This window comes from Oryzihumus sp. JJN4-3R, from assembly GCF_057747915.1.
Window position 1 is genome coordinate 1,705,989 of record NZ_CM173229.1, and the last position, 18,332, is coordinate 1,724,320.

Sequence of the window (18,332 nt, forward strand, 5' to 3'; positions counted from 1 at the left end):
GCCCTCAGAAGGCCTCGACCTTGGAGACGAGCCAGCGGCCCTCCACCTTGGTCATCGTGAGGATCACGCGGTTCTGGTCGACCTGCGGCCGGTCCAGCTTGGCCGAGGTGGTCGACTGGTTGACGAAGGCCAGCACGCGCACCGTGTTGTCGCTCGCGCTCATCACGCCGACCTCGCCGGCCCGCGCCTGGACGACCGCCTGGTTCTGGACCGCGAGGGGCTTGACGCTCTCGGTGGTGCCCTTGTCGAACTCGGCCCGGAAGGAGCCGGTGAGCAGCGCGTCGACCGCCTTGGTGTGCTCGTCGAAGGTCTTGTAGTCGTAGCTGAGCATCGACTCGACCGCGGTGCGGGCGGCCGAGGTGGCCGCGCGGGTGCCGTTGCTGCGGTCGGCGGCGCGCCCGGCCTCCACCCACAGCAGCAGGGAGACGACCAGGGCGACGAGGGCCAGAGCCAGGGCACCCCAGGCGGCAGGACGGGCCCAGCCCGGCGCCGGCCGACGGTCCGTCTCCTTGACCGGGGCTGCGTCCCGGGGCGGGATCACCCGGGCGCGAGCCGGCGACGGGTCGGGGGCCGGCGTGGACGGCGAGGCGGCAGCGACGGGTGTGTCCGAGGAGGTCGTGGGGGTCGCGGCGGAGGTGGCAGGACTGGCCGGGGTGGCCGCCGTGCGCGCGGGAGCACCGGCCGGAAGGACGACCTCCTCGCGGGTGGGGGCGGTGCTGCGCTGCCGGCCCCGCTCGCCGGCGACCTTGCGCCGGGTCGGTCGGTTAGCCGACGAAGTCAAGGTTGATCACCTTCCAGGAGGAGCCGCTGCGCTCGAGGTCGAGCCGCAACCGGTAGGTCTTGTCCACGGGCTGGGGTGTCGAGGCGTTGCTCGTGGGGGCGACGACGCCGACGATGACCCGGGCCGAGTCCGAGTCGGCCGACACCACGGCGGCCTCGGCCTGCCGCACCGAGGAGACGGTCTTGTTGTCCACGACGACCTTGCGCAGGTCGTTCAGCCGGGCGGAGTAGTCGGACCGGAAGGAGCCCCCGGCCCCGGAGAGCACCTGCTTGCCGTAGTCGTCGAAGTGCCGGTAGTCCATCGTCACGAAGTTCACCGCGAGCTGCCGTCCCGCGGCAAGTGCCGCGGCGGAGGAGTCCTCCTGGGCCTGCTCGGTGAAGTAGCCCCGGCCCTCGAACCAGCCGACGGCCCCGGCGAGCAGCAGGATGACCGCCGCCACCGCCGCGAGCACGCGGGGCGACGCCGAGGAGACCCGCGCCACCCGGGCGCGGCCGGGAAGCGAGGGGGTCATCGCGCTGCGCTCTGCATCATCCACAGCCACGTGTCTACCCCACCGGCACCGGCCGGCGGCAAGGGGGAGGCCACGTTGGGAAGGTCACTCTGCTTCATCATCGAGGCGTTGCCGAGCGGCACCGGGAGCCCGTCGTAGGCCATCGGGTAGGAGGACCCGGAGGCGCTCGAGGGCGACGGTGCGTTCTGCGCGCCGCGGACCAGGGAGGCCGAGCCCCGCGGCAGGGTGCACCGTGCGCCGGTGTTCAGCGGGGGCAGGTTGGTCGTCTGGTCCGGGCCGATCCGGTGGGTGCCGCCATAGCCCTGGGTGCACCCCGGGGGGTTGTCCGCGTTGAGGACGAGGCCGAAGTGCGCGGTGCCGTCACCGGGGACGACGGTGTAGCCGCCGGCGACCACGTCCGGGTAGGTGACCAGCATCTGCTGGATGCCGTCGATCCGGGACGTCGTGACCTGGCCGATCGTGACGAAGTTGGACAGCAGCGTCGCCAGGGGCGTCTGGTTGTCCTTGATCAGGCCGTCGAGCTCCCTGGAGGCGACGACGCCGCGGTCCAGGACGAGGCGCAGGTCCGGGTCGCTGGTGCGCAGCGTGTCGGACAGGTCGGCGAAGTTGCCGATGAAGTCCTTGATGTCCCCGGAGCTGGCCTTCTGGGTGTCCAGCACGATCCGGCCGTCGTCGATCAGCTTCTTGGTCTCGGGCAGCGCGCGGGTGGCTGAGCGGGTGAGCGCGTCACCGGAGTCGAGCAGCCGCTGCAGGTCGGCCCCGCTGCCGCCGAACGCCGTGCCGAGCTCGTCGACGACGGTGGCGAGCTGCTTGCGGTCCACCGACTTCACCGTGTTGTCCAGGTGGAGCAGCAGGTTGTCGACCCGCAGCGGCGTGCGCGTGTCGGTGCGCGGGACCACGGCGCCGGCGTCGAGGTAGGGCCCACCGGTGTGGCGCGGCTGGAGGTCGAGGTACTGCTCACCGACGGCGGAGCGGTTCTCGACCACGGCCAGGGTGTCCTTGGGGACCTCCGTGCCACGGTCGAGGCGCATGTCGACCAGCACCCCGTCCTTGGTCAGGCGCAGCTTCTCGACCTTGCCGACGGTGACCCCGCGGTAGGTGACCTCCGCTCCGGTGAAGATGCCACCGGAGTCGGCGAAGTCGGCCGAGACGAGGTAGCTGCCGCCCATCAGCTTGTCGGTGAGCCCGACGAAGCGGGCCGACAGGATGGACACGGTCACCAGCGTGATGGCGGCGAAGACCGCCAGCTGGATCTTGGTCGAGCGCCGGATCACGCCGCACCTCCGGTCTGGAACAGCGTCAGCCACGAGGGCTCGTCCGAGGCCGTCGCGCCCTGGCCGGCCCCCAGGCAGAGCAGGAGCGAGCAGGACGAGGAGCTCGAGCTGGGCGACGGCGTCCCCGGGCTGGAGCCGGGCAACGGCAGGGACAGCGACGGGACCGGGACCTTCGGCACCGACGGCAGCGGCAGCTTCGGCACCGAGGGGCCTCCACCGGGCAGTGGCACCTTCGGCAGCCCGAGGTTGCCCGAGATGCCCTTGAGGTTGAGGTCAGCCGTCGCGTAGAGATTGGTGTAGTCGCCGCGCATGGTGTTGACCGCCTCGTCCGGGAACGGGTAGGTCAGCAGCAGCTGGAGCGACTTGGGCAGGTCGTCACCGGCCTTGTTGAGCTGGGACAGCACGGGGCTGAGCGCCTTGAGGTTGGCGACGGTGTCGTCCTGCGAGGCGTTGATGACCCTGGTGCCCACCGCGCCGAGGCGGCTCAGGGACTCCAGCATCGTGGTCAGCTGCTTGCGCTGGTCGGCCAGGACCTTCAGGCCCCGGGGCAGGGTCTCGACGGCCCTGGCGAGGTCGTCCTTGCGGGCCGCCAGCCGCGCCGAGAGCCGGTCGATCCCCTCGATCGCCCGGATGATCTCGGACTTCTGCTTGTCCAGGCCGCTGACGAAGGTGTCGAGCTGGGTGACGACGTCGCGGATCTGCCCCTCGTTGCCGTTCATCGCCTTGTTCAGCTCGGTCTCGATGATCTTCAGCTGGGCCACGCCGCCGCCGTTGAGCAGGAGGGACATGGCGCTGAGGACCTCCTCGACCTCGGGGTTGCGCCCCGTGCGGCCGAGGGGGATGTTGTCGCCGTCCGAGAGCGAACCCACCGGGGTGGTGTCCGACGGCGGGGCCAGCGAGACGTACTTCTCGCCCAGCAGCGAGGTCTGGTGCAGCTCGGCCACGGCGTTGTCGGGCAGCTTGACCGACCTCGGCAGGCGCAGCGTCACACGGGCGGTCCACCCGTTGAGCTCGACCTTCTCGACCGCGCCGACCGTCACCTCGTTGACCTTGACCGCGGACTGCGGGACCAGGTCGAGGACGTCGGCGAACTCGGCCGTGACGTGGTAGACGTCGCCGCCGCGGGCGGCGCCACCGGGCAGCGGCAGGTCGTAGGCGCCCTGACAGGCGGCCAGCGAGCCGACCGCGAGCAGGGCCACCCCGGTGCGGGCCAGGCGCGCAGCCGCGCGCCACGGCATACGGTCTCCTGCCCTGCCCACCAGACGGGTATCGCGCGTCATCGCGTGCCTCCCAGAAGTCCCCCGAGCGTCGGGTCGGCACCGCGGACGTCCGCCGCGGGCTGGCTCGCACCCCCGGCACCGGCTGCCCCACCGGAGGTGAGGGCCGGGTCGGTGGGCACCGCCGAGAGCAGGTTGAGCGGCAGCCCGGCACCACCGGGCAGGGACGGCACCTTGAGCAGCTTCTGGATCGTGCTGCACAGGTTCGTGTTGCCCGTCCCGGTCGGACCGGTCACCAAGGCGCACAGCAGGAGCGCCGGGTCCTTCAGCTGCTCGGCGTTGTTGCGCGTGTCCAGCGTGCCGGAGGCCGGGTTGTAGGCGTTCTGCAGGTTGCTGATCGCCACCGGGGCGTTGTCCAGTGTCTCGGCCAGGGCGTTGCGCTGCCTGGCCACCGTGCTCGACACCGAGGTGAGCTGGCCGACGTCCGCCTTGAGGATCGCCCGGTTGTCGTGGACGAAGGACGAGGTCTCGGACAGGGCCACCGCGAGGTTCTTCAGGGCTGCTGCCAGGTCACCCCGCTCCCCCGCCAGCTGGTCGGACACGTTGGCCAGGTCCGTGTTGAGCCGCCGGACCTGGGTGTCGTTGGTGGCCAGCATGCTGGTGAAGGACTGGAGGTTCTTCACCGTCGAGAACAGGTCGTCCCGGCCGCCGGAGAGGGAAGCCACCGCCAGGGACAGGTCGTGGTTGGTGTCGTGGATCTTGCCGCCCTCGCCCTTGAGGTTGCGGGCGCCGGTGTCGAGCAGGTTGGACAGCGCGCCGTTCTTGTTGGCCCCCTGCGGGCCGAGGGCCACCAGCAGGTCGTCCATGCTCTGCGAGATCCGGTCGAGCTCCACAGGGACGGCAGTGTGGTCAAGGCCGATCGTGGCGCCGCTCTTCATCACGGGGCCACCGGTGTAGGCCGGCAACAGCTGGACGTAGCGGTCGCTGACCAGCGACGGTGCCACGACGGCGGCCTTCGCGTCGGCCGGCACCTTGTACTTGGCGTCGTAGTCGAAGGTGACCTTGACGTGGTCGCCCTCGGGCTGGACCGAGCGCACGGTGCCGACGCGGACGCCGAGGATGCGCACGTCCGAGCCCGGGTAGAGGCCGACCGCGCGGGTGAAGTCACCGGTCACGGAGATGGTGTCGGCCTTGGGCCAGAGCACGATGGTGGCGGCGACGAGGGCCAGGACGGCGGCCACGGCGATGACCTTCGCGCCGCGACCGACCACGGGGGCCTGACGCCGAGGGCGCCGCGGTCGGGGTGCGGACGCTGCCGCCGCCTCCGGTGCGGGCTCGCTGGTGGAGCCGAAGACCCGCTCGTCGAGGTCGGGCATCACCTCGGTCTGCTCCGCGGCCTCGGTGCCCACCGCGGACTCGGGGCGCGTGGCTGCCCCGGGGTGGATGCCGGACCCGGCCGGCTCGAGGGGCTCGGGGTGGCCGGGGTGACCGGTGCGGATCGGGTCGCTCACGGCTTGACCACCCCCACCGGGACGGTCAGGTTGGCGACGTAGGTGTCGAACCACCGGCCGGTGCCCAGGGTGTTGGCGAACACCCGCGTGAACGGCGCCATCAGCTTGATGGTCCGGTCCAGGTCCTTCTCATGCTTCTGCAGCACGGCGAGGACCTGGTTGAGCTGGTCCAGGGCGGGCTTGAGCTGGGCCCGGTTCTCGCGGACGAGCAGCGTCAGCTGCTGGGCCAGGGACGAGGTGTTCGTGAACAGGGTGTGGATCGCCTCGCGGCGCGCGTTGAGCTCTGCCATCAGCAGGTCGGCGTCCTTGATCAGCTTGGCGGTGGACTGGTTTCGGGCCGCGACCGTGCCGCTGACCGAGTTGGCGTGCGCCAGCAGGGTCTTCAGCTCGGTGTCCCGCGAGGCCACGGTCCGCGAGAGCCGGCCGAGGCCGTCGAGCGCAGCCTTGACGCTCTCCGGGCTGTCCTTGAACGTGTCGGCCATGACGTTCAGCGACCGCGCGAGCTGGCCGGTGTCGATGCGCTCCGACGTCGTGGCCAGGTCGGTGAAGGCGTCGACCACGTCGTAGGAGGAGACAGTCCGGTCCAGCGGGATCTCCGAGTCGGCCTTCATCTGGCCCGGGCCCTTGGGGTCCAGGGCGAGGTACTTCTGGCCGAGCACGGTCTTCATCCGCACCGACGCCCCGGTCTGGGGGCCGAACGCGGCCGGCTCGGTGATCTTGAAGTCGACCCGGACGTGCGCCCCCTCGAGGTCCACACCGGTGACCTTGCCGACCTTCACGCCGGCGATCCGGACGTCGTCGTCCTTCTTGATGCCACCCGCCTCGGTGAAGGCGGCGTGGTAGGTGTCGCCCCCGCCGATGATCGGGAGGTTCTGGGCGTTGAAGGCGAGGACCAGCAGCACCGCGAAGAACGCGAGGCCGGCTGCGCCGATCGGGACGGGGTTGCGCTCCCGGAAGGGGATGCTCATGAGCACCTCGCGGCGGTGACGGCGTAGGACGGGCTGATGACGGCGCCGGTCGGCAACGCCACCTTGCCGTTGAACCGGCACAGGTAGAAGTTGAACCAGGATCCGTAGGTCGCGGTCCGGGTGATCGTCTCGAGCTTGCCTGGCGTCGTGGTCATGAACTTCTCGAAGGTGGCGGTGTTCGCGGGCTTGTTGAGCGTGGCCGCGAGCGAGTTGAGGTTCGCGATGTCGGAGCGGATCGGCTGACGGGCCACCTTCAGCAGGCCCGCGGTGGAGCCCGCCAGGTCGTTGATGTTCGTCAGCGACGCCCCGATGGCCGTGCGGTCGGCGGCGAGGCCGGAGACGAACCGCTGCAGCTGGTCGAGCAGCTCCCCGAGGGCCTTGTCGTGCTCGTCGACGGTGGACAGCACCGTGTTGAGGTTGGTGATCGTCCGGCCGATGACCTGGTCGCGGTCGGCGAGGGAGGAGGTCAGCGACGCGGTGTGCGCGAGCAGGGAGTTGATGCTGCCGCCCTCGCCCTGGAGGACCGAGATGATCTCGCCGGAGAGCTCGTTGACGTCCTTGGGCGAGAGCGCCGCGAACAACGGCTTGAACCCGTTGAACAGGACGGTCAGGTCCAGGGCCGACTGGGTGCGGCTGAGCGGGATCAGGTCACCGTCGGCCAGCGGGCTGGCTCCGCCAACGCCCTGGGTGAGGGCGAGGTAGCGCTCGCCCACCAGGTTGCGGTACTTGATCGTGGCCCGGGTGCCCTGGGTCAGGACGCTGGTCTTGTCGACCGTGAAGCTGACCAGGGCCGTGGTCCGGTTGCTGTTGACCTTGACGTCCTTGATCTCGCCGACGCGGACGCCGGCGATGCGCACGTCCTGCCCCGGCACGACCCCGGTCACGTCCTGGAAGACGGCCCGGTAGGTGGAGGTGCCGCCGAGCTGGAAGTTGGCGATCGTCGCGGCGAGGGTGCCGAAGGCGAGCAGCGTCACCGTGGCGAAGATGATGAGCTTCACCAGGCTCGAGGTGGTCTTCACTGCTGGCTCACCACCGTTCCACGCAGCAGGGGCCCCGCGAGCAGCGCGGTGATCGCCGACGGGCGACCCTGGTCCAGGGGCGTCAGCAGCCCCGCGATGACCTGCTGCTCCGCGGCCGTGCCGGCCAGGCCGGAGTCGGCGTTGGTGATGCCGACCCCGGAGGACCCGTCGAAGTAGGACGGCAGGGCGTCGGCGGCAGCGCCGGGGAAGGCGCTCTGGGCCGAGTTGCCCGGACCCGCGGTGCCGTCGTCGAACTTCGTCCCGGGCCGGGGGTTGGCCTGCGACTGGTGCGGGTCGGGCAGGCCGAGGCAGCCCGGTCCGCGGTTGTCCCGCCACGCCGGTTCCTCACCGGGTTGGTAGGCGTTGCGTGGCTTCACGACCTCGAGGGTGATGTGGAAGGAGTGGTTGCTGAATGCCTGGTTGATGTTGGGGACCCAGTGGGACAGGCCCTGCGCGAAGCAGGGGTAGATGGGCGAGTACCGGGCGAACGTGGCCAGGGTCGGGCGCTGGACGGTGCCGACCTGGATGATCCGGTCGCCGTTGGTCTCCAGGAAGCGGGTCGTCGTGTTGGCGAACCCTGCGGTCCCGGCCAGGAAGCCGGCGAGGGAGTCCTTCTTCTGCACGATCGTGGTGTTGGTCGTGATCAGGGACTTCAGCATGCGCAACAGGTCCGGCGCCGCGTCCGCGTAGGTCGAGGCCAGGTCGGCCAGCCCGCTGATGTCGGCCTGGATGGTCGGCATCTTGGGGTTGATCTGCTTGAAGTAGCTGTCGACCATGACGAGGTTCTCCCCGAGCCGCTGGCCACGGCCGTCGAGGGCCGTCGCGAGGGCGTTGAGCGTCGCCGACAGCTTCTCGGGCTTGACCGTGCGCAGCAGCGGCAGCAGGTTGTCGAAGACCTGCTCGAGCTCGATGGCCACCTTGGTCTTGTCCTGGCCGATCGTGTCGCCCGCCTGGATGTGCGAGGCGGACGCCTGCTCCGGCGGCACGAGGTCGACGTAGCGCTCGCCGAAGAGCGTCTTGGGCAGGAGCCGGGCGCCGACGTTGGCCGGGATCTGGTCCACCTGGTCCGGCTGGAGCGCCAGCTGGATGCGCGCTCCCCTGCCGGTCGTCGTGATGTCACGGACCTCGCCGACGATCAGGCCACGGATCTTGACGTCGGAGGACGCCTGGAGCTGGTTGCCGATGTGGTCGGTCAGCAGGTTGACCATGACCACGGGGGTGAACTTCTTCTGGAAGGAGGCCACGGACAGCCCCACCAGCAGCGCCAGCACGGCGAGGAACGCCGCGCCGTAGGCGTGGTTGCTGAGGCGGGACATGACCCCGGAACGCTGTTCGCTCAACGTCGTCAACCCGCTATCCGCACAGTCGTCGTGGCGCCCCAGACGGCCAGGCTGAAGAAGAAGTCGACGATGTTGATCGCCACGATCGAGGTCCTGACCGCCTTGCCGACGGCCACGCCGACGCCGGCCGGGCCGCCGGACGCGGTGTAGCCGTAGTAGCAGTGGATCAGGATGATCACGACCGCGAAGACCATCACCTTGACGAAGGACCAGAACACGTCCACCGGGGGCAGGAAGAGGTGGAAGTAGTGGTCGTAGGTGCCCTTGGACTGGCCGAAGTAGCTGGTGGTGATGAACCGGGTCGCCGCGTACGAGGACAGCAGCCCCAGCACGTAGAGCGGCAGGCAGGCCACGAAGCCCGCGATCATGCGGGTCGTCACCAGGAACGGCAGGCTGGGGATGCCCATCACCTCGAGGGCGTCGACCTCCTCGCTGATCCGCATGGCGCCGAGCTGGGCGGTGAAGCCACAGCCGACGGTGGCCGCCAGCGCGAGGCCGGCGACCAGCGGCGCGATCTCACGCGTGTTGAGGTAGGCCGAGATGAAGCCGGTGAACGCCCCGGTGCCGAGCTGGTTCAGGGACGAGTAGCCCTGCAGACCGACCTCGGTGCCGGTGAAGAAGGCCAGGAAGGCGATCACGCCGACGGTGCCGCCGATGACCGAGAGGGCGCCGGTGCCGAGGCTGACCTCGGCCAGGAGGCGCACGACCTCCTTCTTGTACCGCGTGAGCGTGCGACCGCTCCACGCCAGGGACCGCACGTAGAAGCGCAGCTGCCCGCCCAGGTCGTCCAGGGCCGCTGCCGGGCGGCCCGCGAGGTCTGCCAGCTTGCTCATCGACTCACCTCGCTCAGATCTTCTGGGGAACGACTTGGAAGTAGACCGCCGTCGCCACGAAGTTCACGACGAACAGCAACATGAAGGTGATGACGACGCTCTGGTTGACCGCGTCGCCCACGCCCTTGGGGCCACCGCCGGCGGTGAGTCCCTTGTAGGAGGCGACGATCGCGGCGATCGCGCCGAAGATCAGGGCCTTGATCTCACCGGTCCACAGGTCCGGCAGCTGGGCCAGCGCCGTGAACGAGGCGATGTAGGCACCGGGGGTGCCGCCCTGGATGATGACGTTGAAGAAGTAGCCGCCGCAGACGCCGACGACGGACACGAGCCCGTTGAGCAGCACGGAGACGAGCATCGCGGCGAGGACGCGGGGCACGACCAGCCGCTGGATGGGGCTGATGCCCAGCACCTCCATCGCGTCGATCTCCTCGCGGATCTTGCGCGAGCCCAGGTCGGCGCAGATCGCCGAGCCGCCGGCGCCGGCGATGAGCAGCGCGGTGACGATCGGGGAGGCCTCGCGGATGACGGCCAGGACGCTCGCGGCACCGGTGTAGGACTGCGCCCCGAGCTGGCGGGTGAGGGTGCCGAGCTGGAGGGCGATGACCGCACCGAACGGGATGGAGACGAGGGCCGTGGGCAGGATGGTCACGCTCGCGATGAACCAGGACTGCTGGATGAACTCCTTGCCCTGGAACGGCCTCCGCGGCAGCGCCCGCAGCACGTCGAGCGCGAGGGCGAACAGCGAGCCGCTCTGCCTGAGCGCGCCGGTGACCGGGTTGCTCACGAGACGGCCCGCTCGGGCTCTGCGGCCTCGGCGCGCTGGCTGACGCCGGGCACGCCGGCGTTCTTGGACATGAACGACCCCGGCGGTGGCACCACGCCGTTCTCGCGGCACCACTCGCCGGCGGGGCGCTCGGCGCGGCGGGGGGTGCCGTCGCTCGTCTGGAGCTGGAGGGCGATCGGCGGCAGCGGGGGCAGCTCCTGGCCCTGCTCCTGCGCCAGCTCGTCGGCGTCCTTCTCCTCGGACATGCCGATGGGGCCGATCGTCTGGGCGTTGAGGAACTGGCGGACTACCGGCTCCTCGCTGGAGAGGAGCATCTCGCGCGGGCCGAACATGGCGAGGTGCTTGTGGTAGAGCAGGCCGATGTTGTCGGGCACCGTCCGCGCCGTGTTGATGTCGTGGGTGACGATGAGGAACGTCGCGTCGATCTGGGCGTTGAGGTCGATGAAGAGCTGGTTGATGTAGGACGTGCGCACCGGGTCCAGTCCGGAGTCCGGCTCGTCGATGAGCAGGATCTCGGGGTCGAGCACCAGGGCTCGGGCCAGCCCGGCCCGCTTGCGCATCCCGCCCGAGATCTCGCCGGGGAGCTTGCCCTCGGCCCCGGAGAGACCGACGAGGTCCATCTTCTCCGTGACGATCCGCTTGATCTCGGACTCGCTCTTCTTGGTGTGCTCGCGCAGCGGGAAGGCGACGTTGTCGTAGAGGTTCATCGAGCCGAAGAGGGCGCCGTCCTGGAACAGGACGCCGAAGAGCTTGCGGACCTCGTAGAGGTCGTGCTCGCGCAGCCGGGTGAGGTCCTTGCCGTTGATCCAGATGGAGCCGGCGTCGGGCTTGAGCAGGCCCACCAGGGTCTTGAGGAACACGGACTTGCCGGTGCCGGAGGGGCCGAGCATCACCGAGATCTCGCCCGCCGGCAGCGTCAGCGTGACGTCGTTCCAGATCGTCTGCGAGCCGAACCTCTTGGTCAGCCCTTCGACCTTGATCTCAACGCCCACTGCCTCACCTCTTCCCGATCGGCACCCAGAGGCGTCGCCCTTTGTGAGCGGGTCGACACGTTAACGACACAGCGCGGTGCAGGTTACGCGCGGGTAGCGCGCGGCGACGGCCGCCGCGCCCCCTGGGTCAAGGCTGGAGTGTTCCGGAATTCCCGCAACATGGAAAGGGGCAAATCGTATGGCCGACGTCACCGTGTCCCACCCGTAACTCGGGCCTCACGGAGCTTGCCTGAACCGGGTCCGGACACGACAACGGCGGGACAGACCAGGTCTGTCCCGCCGTTGTGCAGCGAGGGCCCCGACGCCGTGGCGCCGGGATCAGCTCACTTGAGGGTGACGGTGGCGCCAGCGCCCTCGAGGGCAGCCTTGGCCTTGTCAGCGGCCTCCTTGTTGACCTTCTCCAGGATCGGCTTCGGGGCGCCGTCAACGAGGTCCTTGGCCTCCTTCAGGCCGAGGTTCGTGAGGGCGCGCACCTCCTTGATGACCTGGATCTTCTTGTCGCCGGCCGCGTCGAGGATGACGTCGAACTCGTCCTTCTCCTCAGCGGCGGCCTCGCCGCCGGCGCCGCCCGCAGCGGGGGCAGCCGCAACGGCGACCGGAGCAGCGGCGGTGACGCCGAAGGTGTCCTCGAACTGCTTCACGAACTCGGAGAGCTCGATCAGCGTCATCTCCTTGAAAGCCTCGAGCAGCTCGTCAGTGCTGAGCTTCGCCATGATGGCGTTCCTTCCTACTTATGCCGTGAGTGGCGTTGGTTGTGGATCGAGCTGATGCGCGGGGGTGAACCCGGCTCAGCTCTCGTCGCCACCCGCGGCGACGTCTTCGGTGCTGGCCTCGGCGGCCTCGTCCGCAGCAGCCTCGGCCGGAGCCTCGGTCGCCACGGGACCCTCCGCCTCGACCTTCGCGCGCAGGGCGTCGACCACGCGGGCCGTCTGCGACAAAGGAGCGGCGAAGAGGTAGACAGCCTTGCTGAGCGAGGCGTTCATGGCGCCCGCCAGCTTGGCCAGGAGAACCTCGCGGGACTCGAGGTCCGCGAGCTTCTTGATCTCGTCAGCGGTCAGCGACTTGCCGTCAAGCACGCCGCCCTTGATGACGAGGAGGGGGTTGGCCTTGGCGAAGTCACGCAGGCCCTTGGCCGCCTCCACCGGGTCACCGGTGATGAAGGCGATCGCCGAGGGGCCCGTGAGCTGGCCGTCGAAAGCCGTCACACCGGCTTCCTTGGCAGCGATCTGGGTCAGCGTGTTCTTCACCACGGCGTAGCTGGCGTGCTCACGCAGGGAGCTCCGCAGCTGGGTCAGCTGCGACACGGTCAGGCCGCGGTACTCCGTCAGCACGGCCGCACCCGAGCTGCGGAACTTGTCCGTCAGCTCGGCGATGGCTGCCGACTTCTCGGGCTTTGCCATGCGGGCCTCCTTCCGGGTGAATGCCGGCGAAGCCCCCACACACGAGAAAAGCCCCCAGCGCAGGACGCGGGGGCTCACTGCAGACAAGGGCGCGAAACCCGTGCATGCCGTTCACGTGCGTGGCCTGCGCTGGTCGCCCGCTGTGCTGCGGAACCTTCGGTCTTCACGCTGATGCGCGAGGACAACCGGCGGTCTTTGGTCGCGGCAAGAGTACGGGCCGATGGGCACCGAGGTCAAAACGGGGCGCTCCTGCGGCGGGCTCAGGCGCCGGCACCCCGGGTGAGGGTCACGGCCCCCGCTGGGGCGACGATCGTGACCGGCGCTCCCCACCGCGAGAGCTCGTAGCTGACCTGCACGGGGTGGCCGCTCACGGTCAGCGTGCTGGTCATGCGCCGCGGCACGAACCTGGCGTCGACCCACAGGTGCACCGCCACACCGGTGATCTCGCGGGTGCGCAGCTCGTTCGCCTGCTGCTTGGGCATGGTCTCCAGCACGTCCTGCACGCTGGGGTGGGCGACGTACTCGGTGAGGACGGTCCCGTCCGCCAGCCTCGCCTTCCGCCCCTTCGTCACGGGCCCGGCCAGCTGCCGGTGGACCGGACGGCCCGGCGCCAGGGCGGCGATCTGGTCGAACGCCGGCTGCATGGACCGGCTGATCGGGTCGGTCCCGCCCGAGCGCGCAGCCACCCACCGGCCCGCGGCCAGCCGTGGTGAGCGCAGCCAGGCCCGGCCCCCGATGAGGATGACCTCGACCGACGTCCCCCCGGTGGCGACCGTGAGGTGCCCGGAGATCCGGCTGCCCTCCGCGATGTCTCCCGAGGCGGACAGGCCACTGGCCCGGAACACCACGTGCACGGTGTGCTTGCCCCGCAACGCCGCGCTGACCCGGCGGTCCAGCTCGGCTGCGTCGAGCCCGGTCGCCCCCGACGCCTGCCGGACCGAGGCGGAGGAGGTCACCTGAGCCGGGGCGTGGCCGGCCATCCCGGCCACCGCCACGACGCCGCACCCGGACGTCATCAGGGTCGCCCCGAGGACGACCGCCACGCTGAACCGACGAACCATGACCACTCCCCCGACAGACGGACGTGCCTCCCGACCGCTCCAACGGTAGGAAGGCACGTCCGGTGCAGGCAGGCCGTCGCCGCAGGTCGGCCCGTTCGGCCGACCGGGGTCGGACCGAACGGGCGACCCTCAGGCCGCGCGCGTCGCGAGGGTCACTGCGGGGCCGTGGTCGTCTGTGCCGCCGGCGGTGCGGTGATGGTGACCGGCTCGCCGAACTTCGACAGCTCCAGGGTCGTCTCGATCGGCTGGCCCTTGAGCTTCATCGAGCTGACCACCTTGCGCGGGTGGTCCTGGGCGTCCACCCACAGGTCGACCTTGATGTCGGTCAGGTCCTTGCCGGACAGGGTTGCCGCCAGTGAGGGGCTGAGCGACTTGGTGATCGCCGCCGCCGAGGGAGAGGAGGTGTAGTGGGTCGTGGCGACGCCGTCCACGGTCTCCTGGCCGACGACCTTCTGGTCGGCCACCGCGTAGTTGGTCACCTGCTGGTCGGGCCGCATCTGCTTGATCTGCGCGAACATCGGCGCCATCTGCTTCGAGAGCGCGTCGGTGCCACCCTCGCGGGCCACGATCCACTTGCCGCCGACCGGCATGGCGCTGGACTTCAGGTAGATCGCCTGGTCCTTGAAGACGATCTCCATCGGCATCTGGCCGGCCTTCATGGTCAGGTGCTCCGAGACCCCGTCGACCATCGAGACGTCTCCCTCACCGGAGACCCCGGGGACGCTGCCCGTGGTGACGTTCATCGTCAGGTGCATCGTCCGGGCGTTCTTCATCGCCGCCTGCAGGCGCGGGGTGAACGAGGCGGCCTGGACCACCGTGCCCGCCTTCGGCGGGGCAGCCGAATGCGCGGCCGTCCCCTTGGAGTCGCTGGTGCCGCAGGCGCCGGTCGCGAGGACCGCGGCGCCGGCGAGGACCGTGAGCAGCTTCTTCATCTCATCCCCCTGATGAGGTCGGTGGGGCTTGGCGTCGTCGGTCGCCCGGCCCGGCAGTTCGGGCGGGGCCCGATCCTGCCGTCGAGCATAACCACGGGCGCGTGGGGCGACCGCGGGGCGCCTGACCGGCTACTGGCCCGAGGACGGGCTCGGCGCGGCGGGCAGGCGGGGCGGGTCGGCGACCTGTGACGCCGGCGGGCGGACGACGTCCACGTCCTGCCCCCACCCCTTGTAGGTGGTGACCGTGGCCTCCTCCCCCGGCTTGGCGGAGCGGATGCGGACCGGCAGGCCGTCGCCGTCGATCCACACCTCGATCGCGACGGTGCCGGTGAGACGGTCCTTGACCAGGGTCTGCACCTGCGGCGGGAGCAGCTGGAGCATGCTGGAGGCCTGGATGCTGCCCTTGTAGTGTGTAGTGTCCGTGTCGCCGATCCGCTCGCTGCCCACCGTGGTGAACGGCGGGGCGTCGGCGTAGAGCCGCACCTGGTTGGCCGGGTTGAGCGAGGCGGTGATCACGGCGACGACGGGAGCCATCATCGCCGAGAGCTGGTCGCCCCCCTTGGCCGACAGACGCAGCCAGGAGCGGCCCGGCTGGGAGTGGTCGGAGATGTAGACCGCGTCGCCGAAGACGCGCAGCTCGGTGCTCTCGCCGTTCTGGTCCCCGGAGAAGGACAGCCGGGAGTCCGAGCCCTGCAGGACGATGTCGCCCTGGCCGGTGCCGGTCGGCCCCTGGCTGCTGAAGTGCACCGTGCGCTGCGACTCGATCCGCTTGACCATGGCGCCGAACAGCGGGCCGGCCGCGACGGTCTGGCCGACGGAGGGTCGGGGCGCCGCCGCCTGGTCGTTGGTGCAGGCGCCGAGCCCGAGCGCGACCAGGGCGACAACGACCGAAGCCGCGCCGGGGAGCCCGGCGCGGCTTGGTCGTGTGCTGTGGGGAATCAGGCCTGCGCCTCTTCCTCAGCGAGCAGGTTGCGGGTGCGGTTGGGGTCCAGCGGGATGCCGGGGCCCATCGTCGTGGTCAGCGTCGCCTTCTGGATGTAGCGACCCTTCGCCGCGGACGGCTTGAGTCGGAGGATCTCCTCCAGCGCCGCACCGTAGTTCTCCACCAGCTTGGCCTCGTCGAAGGAGGACTTGCCGATGATGAAGTGCAGGTTGGCGTGCTTGTCGACGCGGAACTCGATCTTGCCGCCCTTGATGTCCGAGACGGCCTTGGCGACGTCCATGGTCACCGTGCCGGTCTTCGGGTTGGGCATGAGGCCACGGGGACCGAGGACCTTGCCCAGGCGACCCACCTTGCCCATGAGGTCGGGGGTGGCGACGACCGAGTCGAAGTCGAGCCAGCCGCCGGCGACCTTGTCGAGCAGCTCGTCGGAACCGACGTAGTCGGCCCCGGCCGCCGTCGCCTGCTCCGCACGCTCGCCGGTGGCGAAGACCAGGACCCGGGCCGTCTTGCCGGTGCCGTGCGGGAGGTTGACGGTGCCGCGGACCATCTGGTCGGCCTTGCGCGGGTCGACGCCCAGACGCATGGCAACCTCGACGGTCGCGTCGTACTTGGTGGTGGAGGTGTCCTTGGCCAGACGCACGGCCTCGAGCGGTGCGTAGAGCTTCGCGGCGTCGATCTTCTCGGCGGCCGCGCGGTAGGACTTGCTGCGCTTCACTTCTGCTCCTGAGTGGTTGGTGTTCGTGTGGAGTCGTGGTCCTCGGGCCAGCGCCTGGCCCTGCCACTGTCGGTATGCCGCCTGCTCACCTCAGGGAGGTGAGCTCACCGGCATACCGGGTTGGGGTGGTTCAGCCCTCGACCGTGATGCCCATGGAGCGGGCGGTGCCGGCGATGATCTTGCTCGCGGCGTCGAGGTCGTTGGCGTTGAGGTCTTCCATCTTCTGCGTGGCGATCTCGCGGACCTGGTCGGCGGTGAGCTTGGCGACCTTGGTCTTGTGCGGCTCGCCGGAGCCCTTGGCCACACCGGCGGCCTTCTTGATCAGCTCGGCGGCCGGCGGGGTCTTCGTGACGAAGGTGAAGGAGCGGTCCTCGTAGACCGTGATCTCGACCGGGATGACGTTGCCGCGCTGGGACTCCGTCGCAGCGTTGTACGCCTTGACGAACTCCATGATGTTGACACCGTGCTGACCGAGGGCCGGGCCCACGGGCGGCGCGGGCGTCGCGGCACCGGCCTGGATCTGCAGCTTGATGAAGCCGGTGACCTTCTTCTTCTTGGGAGGCATGTCTTTCGGGTCCTTTTCTTGTGGTGTGGGCCGACGCCGTGGGCGATGACCCGGTTGCAGTCACCCGGAGGAGTCCGGGGACGTCGTCCGAATCAGATCTTGGCGACCTGGTTGAACGACAGCTCGACCGGCGTCTCGCGGCCGAAGATCGAGACCAGCACCTTCAGCTTCTGGGTGTCGGCGTTGATCTCGGAGATCGTGGCAGGCAGGGTCTCGAACGGACCCTCCATGACGGTGACGGACTCGCCGACCTCGAAGTCGACGACCTTGACGTCGGCGGTCTTCTTCGCGGCGGCCTTGCCCGGGGCGGCCTCGCCCTTGGGCTCGAGGTTGGGGGCCAGCATGGTGAAGACCTCGTCGAGGCTCAGCGGCACCGGCTGGTGGGTGTGGCCGACGAACCCGGTGACGCCCGGGGTGTGGCGCACGGCGCCCCAGCTCTCGTCGGTGAGGTCCATGCGCACCAGGACGTATCCGGGCATCCGGACCCGGCGGACCAGCTTGCGCTGGCCGTTCTTGATCTCGGTGACCTCCTCCATGGGGACCTCCACCTGGAAGATGTAGGGCTCCATGTTGAGGCTGGTCACGCGGGTCTCGAGGTTGGCCTTCACACGGTTCTCGTAGCCGGCGTAGGAGTGGATGACGTACCAGTCACCCTCCTGGCGGCGCAGGCCGGCCTTGAACTCCTCGACCGGGTCGCCGGACTCGGCGGGGGCGGCCTCGCCGGCCTCCGCGGTCTCGGTGTCTGTGTCGGTGGTCCCGGCGTCCGCGGTCACCTCGGCACCGGCGGCGTCGCCGGTCTCCTCGGTGGCGGTCTCCTCGAGGGAGGTCGTCTCGACGACGTCGACGTCAGCGCCGCTCTCGTGCGGGGCCTCGGAGCTCCACTGCTCGGACACGCTGTTGACCTACTTCCGTAACTCTCTGGGTCGGCCGCGGTGGGCGGCCGCGGGGCCGGCTGCTGCCGACCGGGGACGTGCTAGCTGCCGAACACCCACAGGATCAGCTTGCCGAACCCGAAGTCGAGCACGGACACGTAGAGCATGACCGCGACGACGAACACGATGACGACGCTGGTGTAGGTGAGCAGCTCGTGGCGCGTGGGCCGGACGACCTTGCGCAGCTCATCGAGGATCTGGCTGATGAAGAGCGCGACCGCGCGGAACATGCGCGTGACGAAGTTGCCGCGCTTGGGGGCAGACCCACGCCGGCGGCCGGAGCCGCGGGTGTCGGCCGTGCTCACGTTCGTCACTGGTCCTCTTCTCGGTTGCTGACCTGTGACCTTCGGCGCCGACACTCCTGGCTGGGATGCCGACGCCGAACGTCATCGGCATCTACGACGCAGGGCAGGAGGGACTCGAACCCCCAACCGCCGGTTTTGGAGACCGGTGCTCTACCAATTGAGCCACTGCCCTACGGGTGGTGTCGGGCATGCCTGAGCATGGTTGTCGTCAACCACCCAAGGGGCGAGCATACGCGAGGGACGACGCCC

The 18,332-nt window shown here is 69.9% G+C and carries 20 protein-coding genes and 1 tRNA gene; all 21 read right to left on the reverse strand.

Features of this window, described 5'->3' with window-relative positions; genetic code table 11:
• Positions 1 to 4: 4 nt before the first annotated feature.
• A complete protein-coding gene (locus AC3ANM_RS07810) occupies positions 5 to 781 on the reverse strand; it encodes a hypothetical protein (protein WP_488287569.1) in 777 nt (258 codons plus the stop codon).
• Positions 765 to 1,316 carry a hypothetical protein gene (locus tag AC3ANM_RS07815; protein WP_488287570.1) on the reverse strand — a complete coding sequence of 184 codons (552 nt, stop codon included), beginning with the start codon at positions 1,314 to 1,316 and terminating at the stop codon, positions 765 to 767. Before AC3ANM_RS07815 ends, AC3ANM_RS07810 begins: the two co-directional genes overlap by 17 nt.
• The gene (locus tag AC3ANM_RS07820) at positions 1,289 to 2,566 is read right to left on the reverse strand and encodes an MCE family protein (protein ID WP_488287571.1); all 1,278 of its coding nucleotides are present in this window, start codon (positions 2,564 to 2,566) and stop codon (positions 1,289 to 1,291) included. Before AC3ANM_RS07820 ends, AC3ANM_RS07815 begins: the two co-directional genes overlap by 28 nt.
• Positions 2,563 to 3,804 carry an MCE family protein gene (locus tag AC3ANM_RS07825; protein ID WP_488287572.1) on the reverse strand — a complete coding sequence of 414 codons (1,242 nt, stop codon included), beginning with the start codon at positions 3,802 to 3,804 and terminating at the stop codon, positions 2,563 to 2,565. Before AC3ANM_RS07825 ends, AC3ANM_RS07820 begins: the two co-directional genes overlap by 4 nt.
• Positions 3,805 to 3,842: 38 nt before the next feature.
• Positions 3,843 to 5,294, reverse strand: coding sequence for an MCE family protein (locus AC3ANM_RS07830; RefSeq protein ID WP_488287573.1), 1,452 nt, complete (start codon positions 5,292 to 5,294; stop codon positions 3,843 to 3,845).
• Positions 5,291 to 6,262: an MCE family protein gene (locus AC3ANM_RS07835; protein WP_488287574.1), complete on the reverse strand. Its 972-nt coding sequence runs from the start codon at positions 6,260 to 6,262 to the stop codon at positions 5,291 to 5,293. Before AC3ANM_RS07835 ends, AC3ANM_RS07830 begins: the two co-directional genes overlap by 4 nt.
• Positions 6,259 to 7,281: an MCE family protein gene (locus AC3ANM_RS07840; RefSeq protein WP_488287575.1), complete on the reverse strand. Its 1,023-nt coding sequence runs from the start codon at positions 7,279 to 7,281 to the stop codon at positions 6,259 to 6,261. The genes AC3ANM_RS07835 and AC3ANM_RS07840 overlap by 4 nt, the downstream gene beginning before the upstream one ends.
• A complete protein-coding gene (locus AC3ANM_RS07845; protein ID WP_488287576.1) occupies positions 7,278 to 8,597 on the reverse strand; it encodes an MCE family protein in 1,320 nt (439 codons plus the stop codon). The genes AC3ANM_RS07840 and AC3ANM_RS07845 overlap by 4 nt, the downstream gene beginning before the upstream one ends.
• A gap of 29 nt (positions 8,598 to 8,626) precedes the next feature.
• Positions 8,627 to 9,454 carry an MlaE family ABC transporter permease gene (locus AC3ANM_RS07850; protein WP_488287577.1) on the reverse strand — a complete coding sequence of 276 codons (828 nt, stop codon included), beginning with the start codon at positions 9,452 to 9,454 and terminating at the stop codon, positions 8,627 to 8,629.
• Between the two features lie 13 nt (positions 9,455 to 9,467).
• Positions 9,468 to 10,238, reverse strand: coding sequence for an MlaE family ABC transporter permease (locus AC3ANM_RS07855; RefSeq protein WP_488287578.1), 771 nt, complete (start codon positions 10,236 to 10,238; stop codon positions 9,468 to 9,470).
• Positions 10,235 to 11,230, reverse strand: a complete 996-nt coding sequence (locus AC3ANM_RS07860; RefSeq protein WP_488287579.1) for an ABC transporter ATP-binding protein — start codon at positions 11,228 to 11,230, stop codon at positions 10,235 to 10,237. Before AC3ANM_RS07860 ends, AC3ANM_RS07855 begins: the two co-directional genes overlap by 4 nt.
• Positions 11,231 to 11,553: 323 nt before the next feature.
• Complete coding sequence (gene rplL / locus AC3ANM_RS07865; protein ID WP_141789371.1) at positions 11,554 to 11,943, reverse strand: 50S ribosomal protein L7/L12; 390 nt, start codon at positions 11,941 to 11,943, stop codon at positions 11,554 to 11,556.
• Positions 11,944 to 12,018: 75 nt separating this feature from the next.
• Positions 12,019 to 12,630 carry a 50S ribosomal protein L10 gene (rplJ, locus tag AC3ANM_RS07870; protein WP_488287580.1) on the reverse strand — a complete coding sequence of 204 codons (612 nt, stop codon included), beginning with the start codon at positions 12,628 to 12,630 and terminating at the stop codon, positions 12,019 to 12,021.
• Between the two features lie 260 nt (positions 12,631 to 12,890).
• Entirely contained in the window at positions 12,891 to 13,691 is an 801-nt protein-coding gene (locus tag AC3ANM_RS07875; RefSeq protein WP_488287581.1) for a LolA-like protein, read from the reverse strand.
• A 152-nt stretch (positions 13,692 to 13,843) separates the two neighbouring features.
• Positions 13,844 to 14,623 carry an SCO4651 family lipoprotein gene (locus AC3ANM_RS07880; protein ID WP_488287582.1) on the reverse strand — a complete coding sequence of 260 codons (780 nt, stop codon included), beginning with the start codon at positions 14,621 to 14,623 and terminating at the stop codon, positions 13,844 to 13,846.
• Positions 14,624 to 14,752: 129 nt separating this feature from the next.
• Positions 14,753 to 15,565 carry an SCO4651 family lipoprotein gene (locus tag AC3ANM_RS07885; RefSeq protein ID WP_488287924.1) on the reverse strand — a complete coding sequence of 271 codons (813 nt, stop codon included), beginning with the start codon at positions 15,563 to 15,565 and terminating at the stop codon, positions 14,753 to 14,755.
• Positions 15,562 to 16,281, reverse strand: coding sequence for a 50S ribosomal protein L1 (gene rplA, locus AC3ANM_RS07890; protein WP_488287583.1), 720 nt, complete (start codon positions 16,279 to 16,281; stop codon positions 15,562 to 15,564). The genes AC3ANM_RS07885 and rplA overlap by 4 nt, the downstream gene beginning before the upstream one ends.
• 130 nt (positions 16,282 to 16,411) lie before the next feature.
• Positions 16,412 to 16,846, reverse strand: coding sequence for a 50S ribosomal protein L11 (gene rplK / locus AC3ANM_RS07895; protein WP_488287584.1), 435 nt, complete (start codon positions 16,844 to 16,846; stop codon positions 16,412 to 16,414).
• A 92-nt stretch (positions 16,847 to 16,938) separates the two neighbouring features.
• Positions 16,939 to 17,739, reverse strand: a complete 801-nt coding sequence (nusG, locus tag AC3ANM_RS07900) for a transcription termination/antitermination protein NusG (RefSeq protein ID WP_488287585.1) — start codon at positions 17,737 to 17,739, stop codon at positions 16,939 to 16,941.
• A gap of 80 nt (positions 17,740 to 17,819) precedes the next feature.
• On the reverse strand, positions 17,820 to 18,083 hold the full coding sequence (gene secE / locus AC3ANM_RS07905; RefSeq protein WP_488287586.1) for a preprotein translocase subunit SecE: 264 nt from the start codon (positions 18,081 to 18,083) through the stop codon (positions 17,820 to 17,822).
• A 99-nt stretch (positions 18,084 to 18,182) separates the two neighbouring features.
• Positions 18,183 to 18,255, reverse strand: a tRNA-Trp gene (locus AC3ANM_RS07910).
• Positions 18,256 to 18,332: the final 77 nt, after the last annotated feature.